The 25330-nt window shown below is 71.1% G+C and carries 18 protein-coding genes; 6 read left to right on the top strand and 12 right to left on the bottom strand.

The features are described 5' to 3' along the window. Positions 1 to 64 precede the first annotated feature (64 nt). The 9 genes from ACLJOU_RS44535 to ACLJOU_RS44495 form a co-directional block, all read right to left on the bottom strand. On the bottom strand, positions 65 to 2080 hold the full coding sequence (locus tag ACLJOU_RS44535) for a family 43 glycosylhydrolase (RefSeq protein WP_410575335.1): 2016 nt from the start codon (positions 2078 to 2080) through the stop codon (positions 65 to 67). A 19-nt stretch (positions 2081 to 2099) separates the two neighbouring features. Then, positions 2100 to 3461 (bottom strand): glycoside hydrolase family 43 protein, encoded by a 1362-nt coding sequence (locus tag ACLJOU_RS44530; RefSeq protein WP_410575334.1) that lies wholly within the window; start codon positions 3459 to 3461, stop codon positions 2100 to 2102. Between the two features lie 25 nt (positions 3462 to 3486). Next, positions 3487 to 4887 carry an endo-1,4-beta-xylanase gene (locus ACLJOU_RS44525; RefSeq protein ID WP_410575333.1) on the bottom strand — a complete coding sequence of 467 codons (1401 nt, stop codon included), beginning with the start codon at positions 4885 to 4887 and terminating at the stop codon, positions 3487 to 3489. A 38-nt stretch (positions 4888 to 4925) separates the two neighbouring features. Beyond that, positions 4926 to 5924 (bottom strand): cellulose binding domain-containing protein, encoded by a 999-nt coding sequence (locus tag ACLJOU_RS44520; RefSeq protein ID WP_410575332.1) that lies wholly within the window; start codon positions 5922 to 5924, stop codon positions 4926 to 4928. A 197-nt stretch (positions 5925 to 6121) separates the two neighbouring features. Beyond that, positions 6122 to 6871 carry a GH12 family glycosyl hydrolase domain-containing protein gene (locus ACLJOU_RS44515; protein ID WP_410575331.1) on the bottom strand — a complete coding sequence of 250 codons (750 nt, stop codon included), beginning with the start codon at positions 6869 to 6871 and terminating at the stop codon, positions 6122 to 6124. A 153-nt stretch (positions 6872 to 7024) separates the two neighbouring features. Further along, a complete protein-coding gene (locus ACLJOU_RS44510) occupies positions 7025 to 8110 on the bottom strand; it encodes a ricin-type beta-trefoil lectin domain protein (protein WP_410575330.1) in 1086 nt (361 codons plus the stop codon). A 23-nt stretch (positions 8111 to 8133) separates the two neighbouring features. Then, entirely contained in the window at positions 8134 to 10107 is a 1974-nt protein-coding gene (locus ACLJOU_RS44505; RefSeq protein ID WP_410575329.1) for an alpha-L-fucosidase, read from the bottom strand. A gap of 13 nt (positions 10108 to 10120) precedes the next feature. Beyond that, complete coding sequence (locus ACLJOU_RS44500; protein ID WP_410575328.1) at positions 10121 to 11596, bottom strand: arabinofuranosidase catalytic domain-containing protein; 1476 nt, start codon at positions 11594 to 11596, stop codon at positions 10121 to 10123. Between the two features lie 19 nt (positions 11597 to 11615). Then, a complete protein-coding gene (locus ACLJOU_RS44495) occupies positions 11616 to 13973 on the bottom strand; it encodes a ricin-type beta-trefoil lectin domain protein (RefSeq protein ID WP_410575327.1) in 2358 nt (785 codons plus the stop codon). A 394-nt stretch (positions 13974 to 14367) separates the two neighbouring features. Here ACLJOU_RS44495 and ACLJOU_RS44490 point away from each other — a divergent pair, with 394 nt between their 5' ends. From ACLJOU_RS44490 to ACLJOU_RS44470, 5 genes are all read left to right on the top strand, one after another. Then, a complete protein-coding gene (locus tag ACLJOU_RS44490) occupies positions 14368 to 15114 on the top strand; it encodes a FadR/GntR family transcriptional regulator (RefSeq protein WP_410575326.1) in 747 nt (248 codons plus the stop codon). Positions 15115 to 15203: 89 nt separating this feature from the next. Then, positions 15204 to 16577, top strand: a complete 1374-nt coding sequence (locus ACLJOU_RS44485; RefSeq protein WP_410575325.1) for an RICIN domain-containing protein — start codon at positions 15204 to 15206, stop codon at positions 16575 to 16577. A 4-nt stretch (positions 16578 to 16581) separates the two neighbouring features. Then, the gene (locus tag ACLJOU_RS44480; RefSeq protein WP_410575324.1) at positions 16582 to 17610 is read left to right on the top strand and encodes a LacI family DNA-binding transcriptional regulator; all 1029 of its coding nucleotides are present in this window, start codon (positions 16582 to 16584) and stop codon (positions 17608 to 17610) included. 14 nt (positions 17611 to 17624) lie between these two features. Next, on the top strand, positions 17625 to 19067 hold the full coding sequence (locus ACLJOU_RS44475) for an arabinofuranosidase catalytic domain-containing protein (RefSeq protein WP_410575323.1): 1443 nt from the start codon (positions 17625 to 17627) through the stop codon (positions 19065 to 19067). Between the two features lie 269 nt (positions 19068 to 19336). Beyond that, positions 19337 to 21181: an RICIN domain-containing protein gene (locus ACLJOU_RS44470; protein WP_410575322.1), complete on the top strand. Its 1845-nt coding sequence runs from the start codon at positions 19337 to 19339 to the stop codon at positions 21179 to 21181. Between the two features lie 21 nt (positions 21182 to 21202). Here ACLJOU_RS44470 and ACLJOU_RS44465 read toward each other — a convergent pair whose 3' ends face one another. After that, positions 21203 to 22393 (bottom strand): oxygenase MpaB family protein, encoded by a 1191-nt coding sequence (locus ACLJOU_RS44465; protein ID WP_410575321.1) that lies wholly within the window; start codon positions 22391 to 22393, stop codon positions 21203 to 21205. Positions 22394 to 22568: 175 nt separating this feature from the next. On the opposite strand from ACLJOU_RS44465, the gene ACLJOU_RS44460 reads away from it, so the two are divergent. Further along, complete coding sequence (locus ACLJOU_RS44460; protein WP_410575320.1) at positions 22569 to 23726, top strand: TetR/AcrR family transcriptional regulator; 1158 nt, start codon at positions 22569 to 22571, stop codon at positions 23724 to 23726. Between the two features lie 4 nt (positions 23727 to 23730). Here the strand turns inward: ACLJOU_RS44460 and ACLJOU_RS44455 are convergent, their stop codons facing one another. Together ACLJOU_RS44455 and ACLJOU_RS44450 are read right to left on the bottom strand one after the other, a co-directional pair. Further along, positions 23731 to 24681 carry an esterase-like activity of phytase family protein gene (locus tag ACLJOU_RS44455; RefSeq protein ID WP_410575319.1) on the bottom strand — a complete coding sequence of 317 codons (951 nt, stop codon included), beginning with the start codon at positions 24679 to 24681 and terminating at the stop codon, positions 23731 to 23733. 64 nt (positions 24682 to 24745) lie between these two features. Next, a complete protein-coding gene (locus tag ACLJOU_RS44450) occupies positions 24746 to 25174 on the bottom strand; it encodes a hypothetical protein (RefSeq protein ID WP_410575318.1) in 429 nt (142 codons plus the stop codon). Positions 25175 to 25330 lie beyond the last annotated feature (156 nt).

Here is a 25330-nt window from a genome sequence, read left to right as displayed (position 1 = left end):
GAGCAGAAAGCTCCTTCGCCGGGACGACCCCGAGCCGCGCACCCGGCCGCTGCGCCCCGCGGGCCTATGGTGCGGTCAGGTCGAACCGTTGGAGGGTGACCGCGCCGCCGAGCGCCTGCGTGGCGTAGTTGAAGACGGCGAACCGGTAGCCCATGAAGAACTGCCAGGCGTTGGTGAGCGTGAAGGGCGTGCCGAGCGGGGTGAAGTTCACCCCGTCCGTGCTGTAGGAGAACCGGGCTTGGCGTCCGGTGCCCGGCCGGATGTCGGCGTTGGCGCGCAGCCAGATCCGCGTGCCGGGCAGGTCGGCGCCGGCGACTTCGGTGCCGGTGCCGGTCGTGTTCCAGTTGCTGTCCATGGTCAGGCCGTTGACCATGACCACCCGGTTGCGGCCGCCGTCGCGCTTGACGCCGATCCACGCGGAGGAGTCGCGCAGCATCGCCAGGCCGGTCCGGTCGCCGTCGCGCATCGACGTCAGGTCGAGCGTGGCGGTGGCCGTGGACGTCGGGCCCTGGATCCGGTGGGTCACCGTGTTCCGGGCGGAGTAGAGGTCGTTGGTCACCGTGGCCGTCGACAGCTTGAGACCGTTGCCGACGGAGAACTTCGTGGTGTCCGGGTTGTGGTTCCACTCCCACTGGGGGCTCAGCGCCGGGCCGGGGAAGGTGTCCGTGCCGATCATCGGCTCCACCTGGCGGGGTGGCGGCGGCAGGTTCGGTTTCGGGTACGTCGTGCCCCACCGGCCGTTGACCGTCTGCAGCTTGGGCCAGCCGTCGGCGGTCCAGGTGACCGGGGCGAGCACGGGGACGCGGCCACCCGGGTAGGAGTCGACGAAAGCCATGTAGTACCAGTCGCCGTTCTGCGTCTGCACGAGCCCGCCCTGGTGCGGGACGCCGCCGCCGGAGATCGGGCCCGGCAGGTCCAGCAGCACCTGCTGGACGGTGTACGGCCCCCAGGGGCTGCTCGCCTTGAGGATGTACTGGCCGTTGGCCGGGCGCGTCGCGAAGATGTAGTAGCTGCCGTTTCGCTTGTAGAACCGCGAACCCTCGAGGGTGCCGATGTTCGACGGCGTCTGGAACACCTGCTGAGAGCGGACTTCCGTCTTGCCGTCCTTGGAGAGCTGGGCGACGCTCAGGGTGGTGTTGCCGTAGGCGACGTACATCGTGTCGTCGTCGTCCACGAGCATGCCGGCGTCGTAGTAGCACTTGTCGATGGTCGTGAGCTTCGACCACGGGCTGTCGACGGCGGTGGCGGTGTAGATGTAGGTCTTGGCGAAGTCGACGCAGCCGCCCCAGTAGTACGTGTCGTTGCTGGCCCGGTGGTTGAAGAACGACGCCCAGATGCCGCGCTCGTACCCGCGGCCGCCGTTGAGGTCGTACTTCGCGCCGAAGTCCAGCTTGGGCACGGAGTGGCCGGCGAACTCCCAGTTCACCAGGTCGTAGGAGCGCAGGATCGGCGCGCCGGGGGAGTAGTGCATCGTCGAGGCGGAGTAGTAGTAGGCGTTGCCGACGCGGATGATGTCGACGTCGGCGAAGTCCTGCCACAGCACCGGGTTGGTGAAGGTGGACGGCTGGTTCGGGGTCGTCGTGGTGGTCGGGGTCGTCGTGGTGGTGGTCGGCGTGGTGGTCGGCGTGGTCGTGGTCGGCGTGGTCGGTGTGGTTGTCGGGCCGACGTCGCCGGTGCACAGGGTGCCGTTGAGCCGGAACTCCGCCGGCGCCGGGTCGGCCGAGGTGAAGGTGCCGTTGAAGCCGAAGTCGACCTTGCCGCCGGTGGGGACGGCGCCGTTGTAGGTGACGTTCTTCGCGCTGACCTGCGTGCCCGTCTGGGTGATGGTCGCGTTCCAGTACTGGCCCACCTGCTGCCCGGCGGCGAACGACCAGTCCAGGGTCCACCCGCTGATCGCGTCCCCGAGGTTGGTGATCGACACGGACGCGCCGAAGCCGCCCTGCCACTCGGACGTCTTCGTGTAGGTGACCGAGCACCCGGCCGCGGCGTGCGCGGCCGGGGTGGCCACCAGGAGGGCGCCGGCGAGGCCGGTCGCGGCGAGCAGGGCCGAGGCGGCCGCCCGGGATCGTCGGCGTGACATCACGTCTGTCCTTTCCGTATCAGGCGGCGAACTGCCACCAGTTCACGTTGAAGAGGTAGCCGCTGCCGCCGGTGAACCGCAGGACCAGGTCCTGCGTGCCGGTGACGCCGCTGACGGGGCAGGACACCGACGTCCACGTCTGCCAGCCGCCGGTGCCGGGCACGGTGCAGCGGCCGACCACGGTGCCGGTGGCGCTGCCCAGCCGCACCTCGATCGTGCCGCCGGAGCCCGCCGAGGCGACCCGGGCGGTGAACGTCTTGGCGCCCGCCCCGAAGGCGACGTTGCGGACCTTGACGTTGTCGCCGTTCTCGATCCAGCCGATGTTCATGCCGCCTTCGGACGCCGGCTCGGTCTCGATCCCCGATTCCCAGTTGATCGTTTCGGCTTCCTGCCGGACGTAGGGATTCAGCGTGTCCGCCGGTGGCGGTCCACTGGTCGTCATGTTGATCGTCGGAATGCTGCCGTCGGCGTTGTAGGCGAACTTCTCCACGGCCACCGAACGGGTGTAGCCGCCCCCGCCCGGCAGTGCGCCGTTGTGGTAGAAGAAGTACGAGCTGCCCTTGTAGTCGACGATCCCGGGGTGGTTGGTGAAGCTGCTGCCCTGCGTCGGCATGACCGTGCCGCGGTAGGTCCACGGTCCGGTCGGGCCGGGCGAGGTGGAGTAGCCGATGAACTCCGAGCAGCACTTGGCCGCGAACACGTTGTAGTACGTGCCGTTGCGCTTGTAGACCCAGGGGCCTTCTTCGTACAGCGTCGGACGGCTGCCGCCGCCTGCCCGCGTGCCGAACCCGGCCGTGGTGAGCGGGATCTGGTTGACGCCGCCCGAGTACGACGTCATGTCGGCGTTGAGCCGGACGTACCAGAGGTTCGGGTTGCCCCAATACAGGTACGCCTGGCCGTTGTCGTCGATGAACACCGTCGGGTCGATCTCGCCGTTCTCCACGAGCGGGTGGCCGATGGCGTCGCGGAACGGTCCGGTGGGACTGTCCGCGACGCCGACGCCGATGGCCATCCGGCCGGTCGCCCGGTCGACCATCGGGGCGTACCAGTAGAACTTGCCGTTGCGTTCGACGGCCTGCCCCGCCCACGCGTCCTGTTTGGCCCAGCTGAACGTCGCCAGGCTCATCGGCGAGCCGTGGTCGGTCCAGTTGACCATGTCCGAGGACGACCAGACCCGCCAGTCCTTCATGGTGAAGTAGGTCGAGCCGTCCTCGTCGTGTCCCGTGTAGAGGTAGACGCGGCCGTTGTACACCAGCGGTGCCGGGTCGGCGGTGTAGATGTGCTGGACGATCGGGTTGTCGGCGTGCGCGGTGGCGGGCAGGAGCGCCGTCGCGCACAGGGCCGCGGTCAGCCAGGCGAGCAGGCGCCTTCGGTGGGACACGGTGGTCTCCGTTCGTCGGAAGCGGTCAGTTCGCCGAGCAGGTGGCGGGGAGGCCGTCGGCGCTTCCGGTGCCCTGGAAGCCGAACTCGGTCGACTGCCCGGCCGCGACGCTGCCGTTGTAGGAGACGTTGGACCAGGTGACGCTGCCGGTGGTGCCGCTGTTGGTGGCGCTCCAGCCGTTGGTCACGGCCGCGCCGCCGGGCAGGTTCGTCGTCACCCGCCAGCCGTTCAGCGCGGAGCTGCCGGCGGTGACCTTCACGGTGGCCACGAACCCGCCGTTCCACGAGTTCAGCGACACCGAGGCGCTGCAGCCGCCGGGGTTGTCCGGTGTGGTCGGGGTCGTCGGCGTGGTCGGGGTGGTGGGCGTCGTCGGCGTCGTGGGGGTGGTCGGCGTCGTCGGGGTGGTGGGCGAGGTCGGGCTCGCGGCGTTCAGCGCGTCGAGGACGCTGTTGTAGGCGGCCTTCTTGTTCCCGTTGCCGTCGAACAGCAGCGGGTTCTCGCCGGTGCGCCAGGAGTCGGTGTCGCGGATGCCCCACGTCGTGATGCCGGCGCAGCGCGCGACGGCCACGCAGGCGCGGGTGACGGCGCCGTAGGCGTTCGCCTGGTTGCTGCCGGCGATGTCGAGCTCGGTGATCTGGACTTCGACGCCGAGGTCGGCGAACCGCTGCAGGTTGGCCTGGTAGTCACCGGGCGGGTTGCCGGAGAGGTGGGACTGGAAGCCGACGCAGTCGATCGGGACACCGCGGGACTTGAAGTCCCTGACCATGTTGTAGACGCCGGTGCTCTTGGCGTTGACGCCGTCGGTGTTGTAGTCGTTGTAGCAGAGCTTCGCGCCGGGGTCGGCGGCCCGCGCGGCGCGGAACGCCGCTTCGATCCAGTCGTTGCCGGTGCGCTGCAGGTTGGAGTCGCGCCGGCCGCCGCTGCCGCCGTCGGCGAACGCTTCGTTGACGACGTCCCAGGCGTAGATCTTGCCCTTGTAGTGGGTGGCGACCTGGGTGACGTGGTTCATCATCGCCTGGCGCAGGTCGGATCCGGACAGGCTCTGGGCCCAGCCGGGTTCCTGCTGGTACCACAGCAGCGCGTGCCCGCGCACCCGCTTGCCGGTGCTCACCGCCTGGTTGAGGATCCGGTCACCGCCGCTGTAGTTGAACTGGCCGCGGCTGGGTTCGGTGGCGTCCCACTTCATCTCGTTCTCGGGGGTGACCATGGTGAACTCCCGGTTCAGGATGTTCACGTAGGTCGTGTCACCGAGCTTCCCGGCCGCGACGGCGGTGCCGAAGTACCGGCCGCTCTGGGCGGCTGCCGCGCCGAGTGTCGTGGCCGCGCCGTCGGCGGACGTGGCGAGCACCAGGGAGACCCCCAGCGTCGTCGCCACGAAGGCCGAGGCCAGCGCGGCTCGGGAGAGCGACCGCGATGTCGTCTTCATCTTCACACCTTCGTTTCGTGGGTACGGGGAGAACACGGTCACGGGCTGGTGCACGTGGCCGTGCCGAGGCTCGCCGCGCCGGGACCGGACACGAGGAAGCCGAAAGTCGTGGCCGCGCCGGCGCCGAGCGCGCCGTTGTAGGCGGCGTTCCGCACCGTCACCGGGCCCGTGCCGCTCGCCGTGCCGCCCCAGACCTGGCCGACGCTCTGGCCGTCGGGCAGGGTGAACCGCACGGTCCAGCCGTCGAGAGCGGCGGTGCCGGTGTTCGCGACGGTCACCTCGCCCTGGAAGCCGCCGGTCCAGCTGCCCACGACCCGCGGGGTCGCGGTGCACGGGCCGCCCGACGGCGGCTGCGGGTCCCCGCCGATGCTGCCGGGGACCGCCTTGAGCGCGTTGTACCAGGTGGTGGCCATCTTGCTGTAGCCGGCGGCGTCGGGGTGGATGCCGTCGGGCAGGTCCGCGATGGCCACCGAGGGATACATGTCGACCAGGTGCACGCGCTTGCCGGCGGCGGCCTTCGCCCGCAGGTCGGGGGCGATCGCCGCGTTGAAGGTGCGGACCGTCTGGTCGGCGAACCGGATCGGGATGATGGTGGCGACGAAGACGTCGGTGTCCGGGGCCTGGTTCGTGATCCGGTCGACCAGCGCCGACAGCCGCCGCGGCGCACCCGCCGGGTCGCTGCCGTACATGTCGTTCGTGCCGATGTGGAGCAGGATCGTGCGCGGGTGGAACCGGGTGAGCCAGCCGGAGACGTTCGCGTCGATCTGGGCGATGGTCCAGCCCGGGTGGCCCTCGTGGTCGCGGTCGGGCATGCTCGCCGGCCCGTCGGAAAGGGAGCCGACGAAATCGACGGAGCGTCCGTCGGCCCGCAGTTTCGCGCCGAGGTCGAGGCGGTAGCCGCCGATCGAGCCGCCCTGGGTGATGGAGTCCCCGAGCGGCATGATCGCCACCGGAGTGGCGGCCGCCGCGGGCGCGGACACCGCACCCAGCGCGGCGCAGGCCGCCAGCGCACCGGCGATGATCTTCGCGAGTTTCATCGGGGAATCCTTCGCATACCGCGGGGGCGGATTTGCCTTTCACGCCCTATTCCGCTCGGTTTGGACCAAGCGTATCCGGGTGCGGGATCCATGACCACGAATTCGGTGTAACTTACAATTCTTCCGCAATTTCCCCGAAACTTTCGGGCAGGCCAGGGCCGGGCGCCTCCCCGGCGCCCGGCCCTGGGGTTTCCCGGCTAGTTGATGCTCGCGGAGAACGAGTTGACCGCGAGGCCGACGCCGCCGCTCCACGGCTCGAACCCGGCCTGGATGCTGGTGAGGTACCAGGACCGGTCGACGCGGGTGCGGTTGTCGACGTCGTTGACGAAGTCCATGACGTTGAACGACCAGCCCGACAGCGCCGAGGTGGCCACATAGGACACCACGTCGTTGCCGCCGTTGTTGCCCTGCCACACGTCCCAGCTGCGGCCGCCGATGCTGGTGGTGCCGACGCGGCCGCCGACCGGCTGGACGTTGCCGGTGTGGTTGAACCAGATCATCAGCTCCATCTGGTTGACCCCGTTGGTCTTCGGCGTCGGGTCCATCCAGATGTCGTACGAGGCGTCGAAGACCGAGTTGCCGACGTAGCTGTACGAAATCGACGACGGTGCGCTGCCGATCCGGCTGAGCTGCCGGGGCAGGGGCGAGCCGGGGGAGCAGTTCGAGTAGTGGCAGCCGAGGTAGACCGCCGGGTACGACAACGGTGCGCCGCCGCTGGTGGACCCCTGCTGGGTCTGGATGCGGAACCCGCTGCCGGTGACGTTGATGCACTGCTGGGCGCTGCTGCCCCACCGGTTGTTCATCACGACGTACCGGCCGCCGATGGTGGTCGAGCCGTACTGGTCGCAGATCAGCGTGTCCGCGTGTGCGGCCGGGGCGACGGCGACGGGCGCCGCGAGGCCGGCCGCGGCCAGCAGCACCGCGGACAGGGCGTTCCTCAGCTTCATGGGTCTCCTCCACGTCGTTGTGGCTGTTCTGGGAGCGCTCTCATCTGAAGTGGTATCGATGTAACCACAGCGGCGCGCCGGTGCAAAGAGGGTCGCCGTGATCGATTTTCGGAATGGGTGTTCGATTCCCCGCTGAGCTGGGAGCGCTCCCGGTCAGGCGGGCGCCCGCAGCGTCCACTTCTGGTTCGCCTGCCCGTTGCAGGTCCACAGGATCAGCTTGGTGCCGGCGGCGGTGCCCTGCCCGGTCGCGTCGAGGCAGCGGCCGGACTGCACGCCGCTGATCGTCCCGTCGGCGTTGACGGTCCACTGCTGGTTGGCCTGGCCCGAACAGGTCCAGATGATCACCGCGGTGCCGTCGGTGGTGCCCTGCCCGGACGCGTCCAGGCACTTCGACCCGAAGGCCGTCAGCTGCTTGCCGCTGGGCGTCCAGGGTGCCCCGGCGCAGTCCTGCAGCTGCACCGCGGTGCCGTCGGCGGATCCCGGGACGTCCGCGCACCGGCCCGACTGCGTCCCGACGAGCTGCCTCGCCGAAGACTGGCCGGGGGTGCCGATGCTGCCCGGGACCGACTGCAGGGCGGCGTACCACACCGCGGCCATCTTGTCGTAGCCCCCGGCCGTGGGGTGGACGCCGTCGACGAGGTCGGCGGGTGTCAGCGCGGCGTGCATGTCCACCAGGTGCACGTGCTTGCCGGCGTTCTGCTTGCTCTGCACCATGCCGGGGATGGTGGCGTTGAAGGTGCGCGCCGCGGCCTCCTGCCCGCTGTTGGCGATCGGGATGATCGTCGCGACGAAGACCTCGGCGTCCGGTGCCGTCCCGGTGATGTGGTCGACCAGGGCGGAGAGGCGGTTCGGCGCGTGGGCGACGTCGTAGTTCTGCAGGACGTCGTTGGTGCCGATGTGCAGCAGGACGGTGTGCGGGCTGCTGGTGCGCAGCCAGGACACGATGTTCGCGTCGATCTGGTCGATGCGCCAGCCCGGGTGGCCCTCGTGGTCGTGGTCGCCGAGCGTCGCGGGCCCGTTGGCCTGCGAGCCGACGAAGTCCACCTGGTAGCCACCCGCCGTCACCCGCTGCCAGAGCCCGATGCGGTAGCCGCCCGGGACCTGCGTGCCTTCGGTGATGGAATCGCCGAGCGGCATCACCCGGACTCCGCCGTTGGATTCGGCGGTGGCGGTGCCCGGCAGCAGAACGCCGGCCAGGACCGCCGCGGCGGCGGCGAGCCACCCGAGCCGTGTGCGCATCTGTCCTCCTCGCTGACCGGCGGTCACACGCCGGTGACGGTCCACTGGTTGTTGGTGCTGCCGTTCGGGGTCCACAGGCCCACGCTCGAGCCGGCGGCGGTGCTGCCCATGCCGTCGAGCGCGGTCCCGGTCGCCCGGTTGACGATCTGGTACCGGCCGTTGCCGAGGGCGGTCAGCCGCCACTGCTGGCTGGTGGCGCCGGTCCACGCCGCCTGCGCGCACGTGGCGCCGTTGGCGGTGTTGCCCCGGCTGTCGGCGACCATCCCGTTGGTGCGGTTGACGATCCGGACGTAGCCGCTGCCCGCGTCGGCCAGCTGCCACTGCAGGTTCGTGCTGCCGTCCCAGTTCCACTGCTTGAGCGGGGAGCCGGCGGCGACACTGCCGCCGCTGTCCAGCACGAGCCCGGTGGTCACGTTGGCGATCCGGGACCAGCCGGTCGGCAGGGGGCCGGAGCCCGGGGTGGGCACCTGGCCGGAGAACGTCAGTTTCACCACGTACGCCGGCGCGTCGAACGGCGGGGTGGCCGAAGGCAGCTGGACGCGCAGGGCCGAAGCGTCCTGCACGGGCGTGGGCAGGGTCGTGGCGGCCCCGGCGTCCGGGCCGAGCAGCTGGGCCGACACGAGGTTGCCCAGGTTGATCCGGTTCGACCCGAGGGTCGTGATGGGGAAGGTGCTCCCCGGCCAGCCCAGCACGGTCGCGTACAGCACCGTGTTGTCCTTGCTGCGGGTGAACCGGACGTCGGTCTTCGTCCCCTCCACCGGGGTGGTGAACGACCCGCCGCCCATCTTCGTCGGGCCTTCGCCGTACACCGCCCACGCGCGGGTGCCGTAGAAGGACTCGCCGAACCGCTTGAGGTAGTTGCCGATGCCGAGCAGGACCGAGCGCTGCCCGGCCGGGATGGTGCCGTCGGCCATCGGGGCGATGTTCAGCAGCATGGTGCCGTTCTTGCTGACCCGGTCGAGCAGGGAGTGCAGGATGGCCTTCATCGAGTAGTAGCCGATGCCGTTGGTGTAGCACCAGCTGGAACTGGAGATGCTGTCGTCGGTCATCCAGTACGGGCTGAGCAGGTCACCGGGGCCGCCGCGTTCGAAGTCGAAGACCTCGCCGCGGTTGTCGAACCCGTCCTTGTAGGTGGCGACGACGTCCTTGTTCCAGGCCACCGCCTGGTTGTAGTAGTGCGAGAGGAAGTTCAGCCGCTGGGCCTCGTCGACCTGGGTCAGGTTGAAGTCCTGGTAGACCAGGTCGGGCTGGTAGCCGTCGACGACCTCCCGGAGCTTGTCGTACCAGAGCTGGTTCTCCGCCTGCCTGCCGTTCTGGCCGAACAGGCGGCGCAGCGACTCGGTCGGCTGGGTCGGCACGTGGTCGTAGTAGCCGGTGAAGTGGTACGCGTGGTGCAGCGCCGTCAGCAGCTTCAGGCCCTTCGCGCGGATCGCGTCCGCGTGCAGCCGCAGCAGGTCCAGCTGCGGGCCGGTCCGGACCGAGTTCCACTCGTTGGCGCTGCTGTTCCACATCGAATAGCCGTCGTGGTGCTCGGCGACCGGGCCGGCGAACTTCGCCCCGGCGTCGGCGAAGAGCTGCGCCCACTCGGCGGGGTCGAAGTTCCCGCCCGCGGACTTGAGCTTCGGCGCGAACTGCACCCAGTTGCCCGCCTTGTCGCGGGCGCCGTTGATGAAGTTCTGGTACGGCCACGCCGACGGGTCGCCGTACACCGCCTTGTGGTGGTTGTTCTCGTTGGACCCGGCGATGTACATGTTGCGCGGGTACCACTCGTTGCCGAACGCCGGGACGCTGAACACGCCCCAGTGGTAGTAGATGCCGAACTTCGCGTCCTGGAACCACTCCGGAGCGGGCGGGTGCTGGTCCACCGACGACCAGCTCGGGGTGTAGCTGCCGGGTCCTTCGGTCGCCCACACGGTGCGGACGCGGAACACACCGGCGGCCGCGGCGGCCCCGGCCACCACGATGAGCCTGCGCCGGGACAGCTCGAACGAAGACATGGGGAGGGACCTTTCAGTTCAGGGACCACTTCTGGTTGTTCGCGCCGGTGCAGGTGGCGAGCTGGACCGCGGTGCCGTTCGCGGTCCCGGAGCCGGTGACGTCGAGGCAGAGCCCGGACTGGACGCCGGTGACGGTCCCGTTGGCGGCGAACGTCCACTGCTGGTTGTTCTGCCCGTTGCAGTTCCAGATGATGACCTTGGTGCCCGGGGTGGTGCCCTTGCCCGAGGCGTCGAGGCAGCGCAGGTTGCCGCCGTCGTAGACGGTCAGCTCGCCGGCCGCCGTGCGCGTCCACGTCTGGTTGGTGCCGCCGTTGCAGTCCCAGATCTGGACGTTCGTGCCCGGGGTGGTGCTGACGCCGTTGACGTCGAGGCACTTGTTCGCGCCCACCGCGTGCACGGCGCCGGTGCTGCCCGTGCCGCCACCGGTGCTGTAGCCGGCGGCGGTGACGCTGGCCTGCACCGCGTTCTCCGTGGCGTCGCTCGGGTAGCCGCTGGTCACGGCCCCTTCGAAGAACTCGCCGACCCCGGAGACGCTGTTGTCCCCGCCGGTGCCCAGCAGGATCGACGGCTCCAGTTTCATGGGCGAGTAGCCGCGCGGCAGGCCGCCGGAGTACGGCGTGGTGAGGCCGCCGGTGGTGGCGTCGCCGTACTTCAGGGTGAAGTTGGAGGTGCCGTTGTTCTTCAGCCAGGCGCTGACGAACGGGTGGTGCACACCCGGGTTGTTCGGGTCCTTGTTGGAGCCGGAGCCGGTGTGGTACATGCCGTTCTCCAGGTCGGCCTCGACCCACGGGCCGGTGCCGGTGCAGCCGTTGAACCAGCAGGCGGTGCCCCAGTAGATGGCGTTCATGGTGGCGTTGCCGGTGTCGTTGTGGGAGATCTCGCCGCTGCCGTAGTCGAAGCAGCACCACTGGTTGACGTAGTTCGACGAGGTGATCATGTAGATCCCCTCCGGCTGGGCCCCGACCGGCGCGCCCTTGGCGTTGTCGATCCGGTAGCCGACGCCCTGGGTGACCTTGATCCCGAACACCGGGTGCCCGCCCACGGTCACCGGCAGCGCCATCGCGTCGGCGCCGATGTCCGAGCCGTTGGGGCCGGGGCCCTTCCAGAACCCGCCCCACGAGATGGGCAGGTCGTTGTGGTTGGCGGTCTGGTCGTAGATCTTCGTGACCGTGCACCGGGTCCCGGCGCAGAAGGACACCTGCGGCGCCGAGTCGGCGTAGCCGCCCGCCTCCAGCAGGCCGATGTCGAGGTACCGCTGGTCCGACGCCCGCTGGATCTGGTACAGCGGGCCGTTGTAGGCCCCGAAGAGGGCGCGGGTGGTGCTGTGCGCGGTGACGCACGGCGTGCCGCCGGCGGCGTACAGGTCGCACGCCTGCTGGGTGGCCGCCTGGGCGGTGGGGGCCGTGGCGGCCACCGCGCCGGCGGTCAGCACGAGGGCCGCCGCCACCGCTTGGAGGGTTCTGAGCAGGGAACGCTTGCGGAAGACCATGGCCGAACTCCTCTGTTCGTCAGCCGAGAGCCCACTTCTGGTTGGTCGCGCCGGTGCAGGTGGCGAGCTGGACGGGGGTGCCGTTCGCGGTCGCGGCTCCGGCCACCTCCAGGCAGAGCCCGGACTGGACGCCGGTGATGCTGCCGTCCGCGCCGGGCTGCCACCGCTGGTTGCCCTGGCCGTTGCAGGTCCAGATGACGACCTTGGTGCCGGGGGTGGTGCCCTGGCCGGAGGCGTCGAGGCAGCGCGTGCTGTCGCCGCTGTAGACGGTCAGCTCGCCGGCGCTCGTGCGGGCCCAGGCCTGGTTGCCGCCGCCGTTGCAGTCCCAGATCTGCACGCTCGCTCCGGGGGTGGTGCTGACGCCGTTGACGTCCAGGCACTTGCCGAGCGCGCGGACCGGACCCGCGGCCGGGACGCTCCCGCCGCCGGTGCCGGCCGCGGCGATGACCTGCTGCGCGCCCGACGGCCAGTTCGTGCCGCTGACCTGGACGTTCCCGGTCAGCACGTTGTTGTGCGGTGCGCCGGTGGCCACCTGGGTCGCGCCGCCGTTGTACCAGTTGCCGCTGAAGGTGTTGTCGTTGGTGTTGTTGGACCCGTTGGCGTTGGTGAAGGCCCAGACCCCGGAGTCCTGGATGACGTTGGCCGACAGCGTCACGTACCGGGAGCCCTCGTCGAGGTACAGCCCGACCGTGCGGTTGTTGTCGTAGATGTGGTTGTGGTCGATGGAGCTGCCGGGGTTGGCGGAGAGGTTGTAGATGCTCCCGCCGTCGTGCATCAGCTTCTTCGTGCCGTGCACCTTGTTGTAGCTGACGACGGTGTCCCGCAGCGTGGTCGGCGTGGTGTAGACGGGCTGGTAGTCGTACAGGCCGCGGTTGCGGTAGTCCTGGCTGCCGCCCTGGTCGTTGGCCCCCCAGCCCCACCCGACGTCGATGCCGTCGTAGGTCAGGTTCGAGACGTCGTTGTGCGTGATGACGGTGTGCGTCGCGTACGTCGAGAGGATGCCGGCCATTTCCCGGTAGTCGAGGGCCACCCGGCTCACCGTGTTGTACGAGATGGTGACGTCCTTGTTCGTCATCGCGGGGTTCGACGGGTGGTGCGCGTCGGGGCGCACGCCGCCGACGACGACACCGCCGCCGGAGTCCTCGGTGAAACTGTTGTGGTCCACGGTGATCGACGACGCGCCCAGCCCGACGCCGGTGGCGTGGGCGTTCGCGTCGTTCCCGATGCCGAGCGCGACCTGGCCGAGGTGGGTGAAGGTGTTGCCGCTGAAGGTGATTCCGGCGGCCGCCGACACCTGGACGGCGGCCGGTGCCTGGGCCCAGGTGTTGCGGGCGCCCTCGAACTGGCGGCAGCCCGACTGGCAGGAGGTCAGGAAGTCGCCCGGCATCGGGGCCGCGGCGGGGAGGAACGTGCCGGTCTGCTGGTTCGCGTACCCGACCGACGTGCTGGGCGTGAGCCAGGTGGTGTGCTCGAAGTTCAGGCCCTTGAAGGCGAGGTTGCGCACCGGGCTGTCGTAGGTGCCGCCGATCTGCAGCAGCGACGTCAGCCGCGGGAGCTCGACGTCGTGGCTGCCGGGCACCCAGCCGCCGGGGGCCTTGTAGTACAGCTTCCCGGCCTGCGGGTCGAGGTACCACTGGCCGGTGTTCTTGAGGAAGGAGTAGGAGTTCTCGAGGAACAGCTGGCCGCCGCCGAACGGCTTGGCGAGCGTGTCGTAGCCCCAGTTGTTGTTGTTCCACGCGGGCTGCTGCATGACGATCGACGTGCCGCTGATGTGGTCGACGGGGGAGTACCGGTCGGTGAAGGAGTTCTGGCTCTCCACTTCGATCCGGTTCTGCTGCGGCAGCGTGGCCAGGTAGTTCAGCGCGGGGTTGGTGATGGTCATCCCGCTCGTGGTGAACTGCACGTCGCTGCGGGAGATCGTGATCCCCGCCCGCGGGGCGAGCGCGCCGTCGACGAACAGCTGCCGGGAGTCGGCGCCCGCCGGCACGGACGCCACCCAGATGTTCTGGCCCGCGTCCTGCACCGACCAGCCGGTGACCTGGCTGCCGCCGGAGAGGACCGGCCGCTGGCCGGGGGTGGCCTGCCAGGTGACGGTGTGGCCGTTCTGCCCCGAGTCGGCGGCGGCGAACCGCAGCGGGGCCGCGAGCCGGTAGGTGCCGCCGGCCAGCTGCACGACGACGTCGCCGGCGGCCGACTGGGCGCGCGCCAGCTGCTGGGCCTTCGCCGGGGTGGCGACCGGCTGGGCGGGGGTGCCGGGGTTCGCGTCGTCGCCGTCGGGGGCGACGGCGATCGTGACGGTCGCGGCGTGGGCGGACGGCGTGGCGAGCGCGGTCACCACGAGGGCGGTGACGAGCGCGGCGGCGATGCGCGACGGCATGGGCGGGGACCTCTCCGGGGACGGGGTGCGCCCGGCGCGGCGAACCGTCCACTGTGTACGGTTGCGGGCATCCGGCGCCGGGTCGCCCGGGCGCCCGCCGGGGCGGTCTCGGTCCGGCGGCGGACCGGGCGGATGTGTCAGACTCATCCGACGCGGCAAGGTCGGTCGGCGTTCGAAAGTTTCGCCGTCCGTTGCCGGATTTCCGTTGGTGGGTCGGTGATCTATGAGAACAGTGCACCTCCCCGGCGTCAAGCGATGAGCACGCTCATTGCTCCGTACTGCCGCTGCACCGGGTGCCCGGGCTGAAACTTTCAGACCGCCCTGACAAAGATTGACCGGGCGGTGGGTCGGCGAGGTAAGGTGCTGCCCGGAGTTACTGAGTCATACTCATCGCGTGACCAGTGACGAGAAAGTAGTAGCACCGCCTGTCCCGTACCGCCCCGGCTACGAAGTCGTGGCGGAGCAGATCCTTCGGCTGATCGCCGAACTGGAGCTGCGGCCCGGCGACCGGATGCCGACGGAGAACGAGCTGGCGGCGCGGATGGGAACCAGCCGGACCGTGGTGCGGGAGGCGGTCAAGATCCTCTCGGCCATCGGCCGGGTGCGAGCGCACAAAGGACGTGGGCTGTATGTCTCCGACGACGAGGGCATGCTCGGCGGGTCCCGGTGGGGCGCGTTCTTCCTGCCCGCCGATCTCGACCACGTCTACATGCTGTTCGAATTCCGCCGGATCCAGGAGACCGCGGCGAGCCGGCTGGCGGCGGCCAACGCCACCCCGGCCGAGCTGCGCGCGATCGAGGCCGCCGCCGAAACCTGCCGGCACGGCCACCTGACCGGCCAGACCCCGCTGTTCGACCGCGGCGACGACGACTTCCACGCCGGGATCGCCGCCGCTTCGCACAACCAGTTCCTCGTCGCGGCCGTGCGCGAGGCCCGCCGCCTGCAACGCCAGTCGAACATCATCGGGATGTCCGGCGCCATCGGCGGGCACGCGGTGGGCGCGATCGAGGAGCACGACGCGATCTACCGGGCGATCTGCGACGGCGACCCGGACGCGGCGGCCCACGCCGCCGGCGTCCACCTGGACAACACCCTGGAGGACTACCGCCGGGAGATCCAGCGCCGGCTCTTCGGCCGGTGACCGCATTGACAATCCATTGTGGACCACCCTGCTCCCGGGACCCACCCGCCCGGGAGGACGACGACGTCCGTGGACAGAGGGAGCCGTAGATGGTGAAGCCCAGATCCCTGTTCGCCTCCGCCGTGATCGGAGCCGTGCTCGCACTGCTCGCCGGCGGAACCGCGCAGGCCGCCCCGCCAGGGGGGAACACCCCGGCCGCCGCGGCCGCCGGCACCGCCGGCTGCGGGAAGGCCCCCGGGCTGGCGAGCGGCAGCCACACGATCTCCAGCGGTGGCCAGAACCGCAGCTACATCCTGCGGGTCCCGAACAACTACGACAACAACCACCCGTACCGGCTCTTCGTCGGGCTGCACTGGCGGGGCGGGACCGCGAACGACGTCGACTCCGGCGGGACCGACGGCTACAACTGGTCCTACTACGGGCTCCGCCGGCTGGCCGACAACGCGGGCAACAACACGATTTTCGTGGCCCCGCAGGGCAACGGCAACGGCTGGGCCAATCCCGGCGGCCAGGACGTCACCTTCATCGACGACCTGCTCAACCAGCTCGAATCCGCGCTGTGCGTCGACACCTCGCAGGTGTTCGCCGGCGGCTTCAGCTACGGCGGCGCGATGAGCTACGCCCTCGCCTGCGCCCGGCCGACGGTGTTCCGCGCGGTCGTCGTCTATTCGGGCGCCAACCTCAGCGGCTGCAGCGGCGGCACCCAGCCGGTCGCTTACATGGGTCTTCACGGCCTTCGCGACAACGTGCTGCCGATCGCCTCGGGACGCGCCCTGCGCGACCAGTTCGTCCGGAACAACGGGTGCACACCGCAGAACCCGCCCGAGCCGGCCAACGGCAGCCTGACGCACATCGTGACGGCCTACTCCGGCTGCAAGCCCGGGTATCCGGTGGTCTGGGCCGCCTTCGACGGCGCCGGGCACGACCCCGGCCCGCGCGACGGCTGCACCTGCGACGGCTGGCAGACGTGGACCTCGGGCGAGGTGTGGAAGTTCATCACGCAGTTCGACTCCGGCACCCAGCCGCCGGGACCGCCGGTCCAGACCGGCGTCAACTACCGGCTGGTGGCCCAGCACAGCAACAAGCTCGTCGGGATCACCGGCGCCTCGACGGCGGCCGGCGCGCTCATCGAGCAGGAATCGGCCACCGGCGGGCTGAGCCAGCAGTTCGACTTCGTCGACTCCGGGGACGGCTACTACCGGGTCCGGGCGCGCCACAGCGGGCTGGTGCTCCAGGCCGCGAACGCCAACAGCGGCGCGGACGTCAGCCAGCAGGCCGACACGAACGCCACCGCCCAGCAGTGGCGGGTCGTCGACCAGGGCGGCGGCGCGGTCAGCCTGGTCAACCGGCTGAGCGGCCTGGCCCTGGACGTCTGGGGCGTCTCGACCGCCGACGGCGCGCGGATCTCCCAGTGGACGTTCACCGGGAACGCCAACCAGCGGTTCCAGCTCCAGCGTGCCTGAGCCCGTGTCCGTGGTCGAACCGTCCGGGTTCCGTCCCACCCTCGCCGACGTCGCGCGGGCAGCCGGGGTGTCGATCGCCACGGCTTCCCGCGTGCTGAACGGGTTCCCGAGGGTGAGCCCGGAACGCCGCAAGCAGGTGGAGTCGGCGATGCTGGCGCTCGGGTACGCCCGGCAGCGGGCGGCGAAGGCGAGCAGCGCCCGGCACACCGGCTCGATCGCCCTGGTGGTCTGCGAGGAAGTGCCGCGGTTGTTCACCGACCCGTACTTCCCGCGGATCGCCGCGGGGGTCGGCCGGGAACTGACCGCGGTGGGGGTGCAGCTGGTGCTGCTCACCGTGCCGGCCACCGACGACTACCAGTCGCCGGTGGTGCGGTACCTCGACGGCGGGCACGTCGACGGCGCGCTCGTCGTCGGTATGCACGGCCGCCGCCCGCTCGACCTGGACTGGCTCGGCATCCCCGTGGTGTTCGGCGGGCGGCCGGTCCAGGCCGGGCGGACGGCCCGGCAGCCGTACGTCGACGCCGACAACCAGGGCGGCGCACGGCTGGCGACCCAGCGGCTGCTCGACGGCGGCCGCCACACCGTGGCGACCGTCGCCGGGCCGCAGGACATGACCGCGGGCGTGGACCGGCTGCTCGGGTACCGGCAGGCGATGACCCGGGCCGGCCGGTACGACGAGACCCTCGTGGTGTGCGGCGACTTCGGCCAGGCGTCCGGTGAGTACGCGACGTCCCGGCTGCTGAGCCGCCGTCCGGACGTCGACGGGATCTTCGCGGCGTCGGACATGATGGCGGTGGGGGCCCTGCGCGCGCTGCGCCGGGCGGGCCGGCGGGTGCCGGAGGACGTCGCTCTCGTCGGGTTCGACGACCTGCCGATCAGCTGCTGGACGGACCCGCCGCTGACGACCGTGCGCCAGCCGGTCGAGGAGATGGGCGCCCGGATGACCGCGGAACTGCTGGCGATGATCGACGGCGCGGCCCCGCGCCGGTGCACGGTGCTCGACACCGAGCTGGTGCCGCGCAAGTCGGCGTGAATGTGGGAGGAATCGTGCGGGTATTCGTGATGGCGGCCGCGTTGCTGCTGACGGCGCTGGCCGGGGCACCCCCGGCCGCGGCCGCCCCGGCGCCGCTGGTGAGCGAGGCGTCGGGGCGGTGCCTGACCGTCCGGGGCGGCACCGATGCGCCGGGAACGGCACTGGAGATCCAGGACTGCGGCGGACAGGCCGGGCAGGCGTACGAGTTCACCGCGGCGGGGGAGCTGCGGACGGTGAACGGCACCCGGTGCGTCGACGCCTACGGGGGCCGGACGGCGCCGGGGACCGCGGTCATCATCTGGTCCTGCAACGGCCAGGCGAACCAGCAGTGGCGGCAGAACGCCGACGGGACGATCGCCGGTGTCCAATCCGGACTGTGCCTGGACGTGACCGGCGCCGGCACGGCCAACGGCACCGCGGTCGAGCTGTGGACCTGCAACGGCCAGGGCAACCAGCGGTGGAGCGCGGGAACGACCCCGCCACCCCCGAGCGGCACGGCGCCGTGCGACATCTACGCGTCCGGGGGCACGCCGTGCGTCGCCGCGCACAGCACCGTCCGGGCGCTCTACGGCAGCTACGCCGGAAACCTGTACCAGGTCCGGCGGTCGTCGGACAACACGACGAAGAACATCGGTGTCCGGGCGGCGGGCGGGACCGCCGACGCGAGCGTCCAGGACTCCTTCTGCGCGGGCACGTCCTGTGTCGTCACCGTGGTCTACGACCAGTCCGGACGCGGGAACGACCTGTGGTACCAGGGATCCAGCGTGGTCCCGGGGTCCAGCCAGAGCAGCCCGGCGAAGGCGACGTCGGAGTCGCTCAGCGTCGGCGGCGCGAAGGCGTACTCGCTGTACATCAACCCGGGCAACAGTTACTGGCGCGACGGGCACCTGACCGGGGTGCCGACCGGCAGTGCCCCCGAGGGCATGTACATGGTGACCAGCGGGACGCACGTCAACAGCGGCTGCTGCTTCGACTACGGCAACAGCGAAACGACCCGGAAGGCCGACGCGGCCGGCGCGATGGACGCGATCAACTTCGGCACGGAGTGCTGGTTCGGCGGGTGCCAGGGTTCGGGCCCGTGGGTGCAGGCCGACCTCGAGTGGGGGCTGTACCCGGGCGGCAGCCAGCAGTGGAACCCGAACCAGCGGGCCCTGCCGAGCAAGTTCGTCACGGCGATGCTGAAGAACAACGGCACGTCCCGGTTCGCACTCAAGGGCAGCAACGCCCAGTCGGGCAGCCTCGCGACGATGTGGGACGGCGGTCTCCCGAACGGCTACAGCCCGATGAAGAAGCAGGGCGCGATCATCCTGGGCAGCGGCGGCGACTGCTGCAAGCCCGGCGGTGGGGCGAACCTGAGCGCCGGGACGTTCTACGAGGGCGCGATGGTCGCGGGGTATCCCTCGGACGCGACGGAGAACGCCGTGCAGGCGAACGTGGTGGCGGCCGGGTACCGCTGACCCGCTGGGGTGCGGGAGGGGGCTTTCCTCGCGGGTGACGCGAGGAGGGCCCCCTTTTGTGCTGCGCTCGCGGCCGGGCCGGTGCCGTGCGAGCGCCGGTCGACCGGGGCCTGTGCGGGCGAGCCGGTCACGGGATCGGCGCGCGCCGAACCGGTTCGCCGCCATTCGGCCGATTGTCGGTGAATTGCCTGCGGCGTACCTTCCTTGGTGGTCGAACCGGTTCGATGAACCGGGTTCTCCTGCCTCGTCCACCGCCAAAGGAGTCGTCTGTGGACCTCTCGCGCCAGCGGCCCCGCGTTCGCCGCGGCCTGGCCGCCCTGCTGATCACCGGGGCACTGACCGGTGCCTCCGCCGTGGCCCTCCCCGCGCCGGCCCGCGCCGCGGACGAGTCGGTGTCGGTCGACTTCTCCGTCGCCGGCGGCTCGCCCACCTACCGGGCGTCCGGGTGGATCTACGGCATGACCGAGAACGCCTCGAACCCGCCCGACCACTTCTACCGGGACGTGAACTTCCAGGCGATGCGGGCCGGCGGTGCGCAGCTGGACAGCCCGGGCGGCTGGGTGTCCGGCCGCTACGACCGGCGGTGGAACGCCACCCGCGCCCAGCTGCTGCGCACCCGGTCGCTCGGCGGGCAGTTCGTCCTGCTGGTGCACGATCTCTGGGGTGCCGACGGTTACCCCATCTCCCGCTTCCCCGGCGACAACGGCGACTGGTCGGACTACGACGCCTTCCTCACCCGGCTGATCAACGACGTGCGGGCGACCGGGGCCCCGGTCGAGTGGGACATCTGGAACGAGCCCAACATCTCGCTGTTCTGGAACCGGCCGCAGAGCCAGTACTTCGCCATGTGGCAGCGCGCGTACCAGCGCATCCGGGCGGCCTTCCCGGCCCAGGCGATCGTCGGCCCCAGTCTTGCCGGGGTGCCGTCGACCTCGACGGGCTGGTGGACGCAGTACCTCGACTTCGTCCGCGGCTCCGGCACGGTCCCGGACATCGTGAGCTGGCACTCCCTGCCGGGTGATCCCGTGGCGAACGTCGCCGCGGCCGACGCGTCACTCGGCGCGCGCGGCATCCCGCACCCGCGGCCGTACCAGATCAACGAGTACGGCGCCTCGAACGAGCAGAACCCCGGGGACGGCGCCTGGTACATCGCCCGGCTCGAGCGGGCCGGCGCCGACGGGCTGCGCGCCAACTGGGCCAGTGCCGGGAACCTGCACAACGACCTCGCCAACCTGCTCGTCCGCAACTCCGCGGGCCGGTACCAGCCCAAGGGCGAATGGTGGGCTTACCGCTTCTACGCCTCGCAGACCGGCCAGCTCGTCGGCACGAAGGCCAGCCCGGCCTACGACCCCTTCGCCACGAAGGCGCCCGGCGTCGCCAAGGTCCTCGTCGGCGGGGGCGGCACGACCGGGAACGTCTCGGTTGCCCTGCAGCGCCTCGACACGACCACCGGCGTCGTCCAGAACAACCAGGTGCGGGTGGTCGTCCAGCAGATCCCGTTCAACGGCGGTGCCGCCGTCCAGAGCCCGGTCACCATCCGGGACTCGGTGGTGGCCGTCTCCGGCAACGCCGTGACCGTGAACCTCCCGCACACCACCGTCGACGACGCGCTCAGCGTCACGCTGCTGCCGCCGTCGGACGGGAGCTTCCAGTCCGTCGCCGTCGCCCAGCATTCCCAGCAGTGCCTGGACAACACCGACTCTTCCACCGCGGACGGCAACCGGCAGCAGCAGGACGTCTGCGAGGGCGGTGCCCAGCAGCTGTGGAACTTCCGCCCGGTGGCCGGGGCCGCCGGCACGTACACCGTCGTCGACCAGCAGAGCGGCAAGTGCCTCGAGGTGGCCGGTGCCTCGGCCGACGACGGCGCGGCCGTCCAGCAGCGGACGTGCACCGACGGCGCCGCGAACCAGCAGTTCTCGCCGCGCCGGGTGACCTACGGCGGCAACGACCCCCACGACTACCAGCTCGTCGCCCGGCACAGCGGCAAGTGCGTCGACGTCAGCGGCGTCTCGACGGCCGCGCGCGCCCCGGTGATCCAGTGGACGTGCCGGCCGGTCACCCAGAACAGCCCGCTGAACCAGACCTGGCGGCTGTGGGGCCGGGGACCGGCCTGACCCCGGCGGGCCCGGCGCTGCTCACGCGCCGGGCCGGTTGCCGGTGGGGATCGTGATCGGCGTGCTCGCGGGGGACGTTCCCTTGTCCAGGAACAGCATGGCGAGCGCGCGGATGAACTGGTCGAAGAGGTAGAAGCCGGCCGGGGCGATCGGCAGCAGGCCCTCCCGGAACGCGATGTACGCCGGCCACCCGGTACGGATCAGGGTGGCCGCCGCGTAGTCGCGCGGCAGGCCGAGCCAGTCGCCGACCTCGTTGCTGAGCACGTACCGCACGAACTCGTTCAGGAAGCCGCGGGTGACGCCGAGATCGACCTGGGCCGTCAGCCCGAGCAGGTCGGCGGCCAGTTCCCTGCCCTCCTGCGTGGGGGCGAGCAGCGGGGTCAGCACCCGGGCCGACTGGGCATCGGCCGCGGCCCACGTCTGCGGGATGAACTCGTCCCGCACGCCGAGCAGGTGGATGGCGACCTGCCACTGGTGCAGGAACGCCTCCTCGTCCGCCGCCGACATCGGGACGTGCCACTCCGCGAGCTTCCGGTGCACGAAGGTGCCGAGGCTGTGGAAGGTGACCAGGATGTCGCCGTTGCTGATCGGCACCTGCTCGTCGGCCACCGCCCGCCAGTGCGGCGACTGCGGCAGCAGGTGGCGCACGGCGGCGTGCACCAGGCGGGTCTTGTTGGCCGTGACCATGAACTGGCCCGACGGCTCGAACGCACCCAGTTCGCTGAGGTCGTAGCCGAAGGTGAACGTCTTGGCGGCGCGGTCCTGCATCGCGGCGCCGCCCGCGGACCAGTAGACCGACCGGGCCTCCCGCGGGATCACCGTGCTCATGATGCCGCTGCCGAGGCCGTAGAGCAGGAACAGGTAGGTGTCCTTGCGCCGGTTGAAGTCGGCGGCGCGGCGCAACTTGGCGGGGTCGGCCCAGCCGGGCAGCCGGTTGGCCCGCTGCAGCCAGGCGGTCAGGTCGGCGGGCAGGCCGGACGGCAGCGGGTCGGCGTTGTTCACCCACGAGCGCAGCGCGGTGTTGACCGCGGGCACCCGGCCACTGTCGAGGACCCCCGCCATCAGCGCGTCGACCTCGTCGTCCCAGACCCACCACGGGTCGGCGCCCGCCGCCGTGAACGCGGCTGCCGCGGCCGGGACGACGCTCGCCGCGCCCACCAGTCCCAGCGCGACACCGAGCGAGAGTGCGTTCCTCCTGCTGAGATTGCTCATTTACTTACCTAGCTTCCTCGGTAGGCAGTAGCCGTTCAGAGTGTGCATGAGCGGTGCTTGAGAGGAGATTCCTCATTAACATAGAAGCTCGTTCGCGGGTCGGCAAGACCCGGCGCGGCTGTGGTTGACTGGCAGGCATGGCCCGAACCCCGCGCACCGCGGCCCGGCGGCCGCGGTGACCGCCGAACCGGCCGCGGCGCTCCGGCCGCGCAACCGCCGGCAGCTCGTCGTCGAGGCGGGCGCTGCGGTGTTCAGCGAGCGCGGCTACCACGCGGCGTCGATGGAAGAGATCGCGGCGCGCGTGGGCATCACCGCGGCCGCCCTGTACCGGCACTTCCCGAACAAGTACGCCCTGTTCGCCGAGTGCGCGAACGTCATGGCCGACCGGCTCGTCGCGGCGCTCGCCGAGGTGCCACCGGACGCGTCCCTCGCGGCCGTCTTCGCCGCCGTCACCCGGGTCACCGTCGCCCACCGGGAGACCGGCGGCGTGTACCGCTGGGAGGCCCGCTACCTCGAGCGGGCCGACCGCAAGCTGCTCGCGGGGAAGTTCGCGCACGTCGTCGAGCGCGTGGCGGACGCGGTGCACCGCGAGCACCCGGGGCCCGAAGAGCACCTGCGGGCCGTCGCCGCGCTCGGGGCCATCGGGTCGGTCACCATGCACCACAACGCGATCGCCCCGCGCCGGGTCGGGGAGCTGCTGCAGGCCGCCGCCCGGCGGGTGGCCGCCACCGAGCCGGCCGCGGCACCGGCGCCCGCGGTCGAGATCCCGGCCCCGCCGGTGCCGCGGACCCGGCGTTCGGAGATCCTCGCGGCCGCCGTCCCGCTGTTCGAACGGGACGGGTTCGCCACCGTGACCAACGGCCGGATCGCCGAAGCGGTGGGGCTGGTGCCGTCCGCGCTCTACCGGTACTTCCCCGGCAAGGCCGACATCCTGGCGGCCGCGTGCCTGCAGGCCGCCGCCCTGCTGGCCCAGGCGGTCGAACACAACCTGCGCGGGAAGCCGGATCCGCACGACGCACTGGGCGCGTTGACGGCGACGTACGTGGCGTACAGCTTCGAGCACAGCGCCCTCAACAGCGTGGCCAACGCCGAAATCGCCGGGTTGCCGGAAGGGTTGCGCCGCCCGCTGGTCGCGGCGCAGCGCGAGCACATCGCGGTCTGGGAGCAGCACCTGCGCCAGGCGCGCCCGGACCTCGACCCGCGCCAGGCCCGCGTGCTGGTGCACGCGGGCTTCGGCGTGGTGGTCGAGGCGGGCCGCCGGCTGCGCTGGGCGGACCGCCCCGAGCACCGGGCCGCGGTCGCGGCGCTGCTGGTGAGTGCCCTCGGGGGGTGACCCTTCAGCAGGTCAGTGCCCCGGTCCGCAGGGTGTGGCCGCCGTCGTTGCCGTCGTCGGACCAGACGACCGTGCGGCGCCCGGCGGAGCAGCCCGGGGCGATCGCGAACCCTTCGTTGTTGTAGTTCGGCATCTTCGCCGGCCGTGCGTAGGTCGCGGTGACGGTGAACTTGCCGCCGCTGAGCTTCAGCGTCGCCGTCTTGCCGGAGCAGGTGTCGTCGCAGACCGACCAGAGGCTGCCGGTCGCGGGGTCGAACTCCAGCTCCATGACCTTCGGGAAGCCGGCCGGGAAGGCCGCCACCCGGGTGAAGCCGCCACCGGACCGGTCGAGGGCGTAGGCGTAGATCCTGCCTTCGTCTTCGAGGCCGAGGAAGTAGAGGCCCGTGCCGTGACGGGGGTAGGCGGCCGGGTCGTAGGGCGCTTTGGTGCGGTCGTCGCGGAAGCCGCCGGCGGTGAGGACGGAGTCGGGGATCCAGGTGATGCCTTCGAAGCCGCCGTTGTCGTCGACGGCGGGCAGGTCGCCGGTGAGGTCCCATTCCGCGGCGGCGTCGAGGTCGCCGGCCGTCGATCCGGTGTCGTACCGCAGAACCTTCAGCAGGCTGCCGTCCCCGTCGTTGTCGCGCTCGGTCGCGGCGAACACGCCGTCGGGGGTGACCACGACCCCTTCGGCGTCCGGGTCGCCGCCGCCGTCCCGGTAGTGCAGCTTCCAGTCGACGGCGGGCCGCCAGCCGCTGCCGTCGCGGACGAGCCGGTAGAGGGTGCCGGGGCCGTTCTTGACCGCCCACAGCACGTCCGGGCCGTCGAAGGACAGCCCGCTGACGTTGTCGCCGAGGACACCGGCGGGATCGGCGGCCGCGACGGCCGGATCGCCGGGCCACTTCAGCGGCGTGGCGGCTTGGGCGGTGCCGGTGGGAAGGAGGAGAAGAACAGCGGCGAAGCAGAGGAGAGTGCGCACGTCGTGCTCCTGGGGCCGGAGGGGCTGGGGCAACGCGGCGTTGGTCCGGACTGTACCGAGCCGATCACCTCGCGGGCAACTTGGTCTCGCACCGCACCTGCGGCGCGGCTTCGGTTCCGGAAGCCACGCAGTCGACGCCGCGGCCGGGGGCGGGCACGGGGTAGGCGAAGACGACCGGCCCGCCGGAATCCGCGCCGGCCGAGAACTTGAGCACTGCCGGCTTCCTCGTTCCGGTGCCGTGCAGGGTTTTCGAGTAGTACGTGGTGTGCGGACCGATGGCGGTGCTGATGCCTTCGCCGTCGTCGTCCAGTTCGTGCACGGTGAGCACGTAGTCGCCGGTGGTGTACTTGCCTTCGTCCCCGTGCCCGGCTTCGGCGGGGGTCGCGCCGAGGACCTCGGGGGAGACGGGATCGGCGGCGGTGGCGATCATGGTGGCCCCCACGCCGACCACGGCGACCCCGGCCGCGGCGGCGGCCACGACGATGCGCTTCACGGGTCCCTCCTCCCTGCCTGACGATCAAGCTAGTGCCGCATCAAGCAACGTTGGGTAGGTAATCCGGTCGGCGGATCTTGGAGTTGACGGCGAAGTGGCGTTTGGGGTGGCTGTGGCGGTTGCGCCAGCGCAGGTAGCCGGCGATGGCGGCCTCCT

It is taken from the genome of Amycolatopsis sp. cmx-4-61 (genome assembly GCF_046548775.1).
Classification (GTDB): Bacteria; Actinomycetota; Actinomycetes; order Mycobacteriales; family Pseudonocardiaceae; genus Amycolatopsis.
The sequence above is the reverse complement of the archived record's forward strand: the minus strand, read 5'-3'. Positions and strand labels throughout refer to the sequence as shown.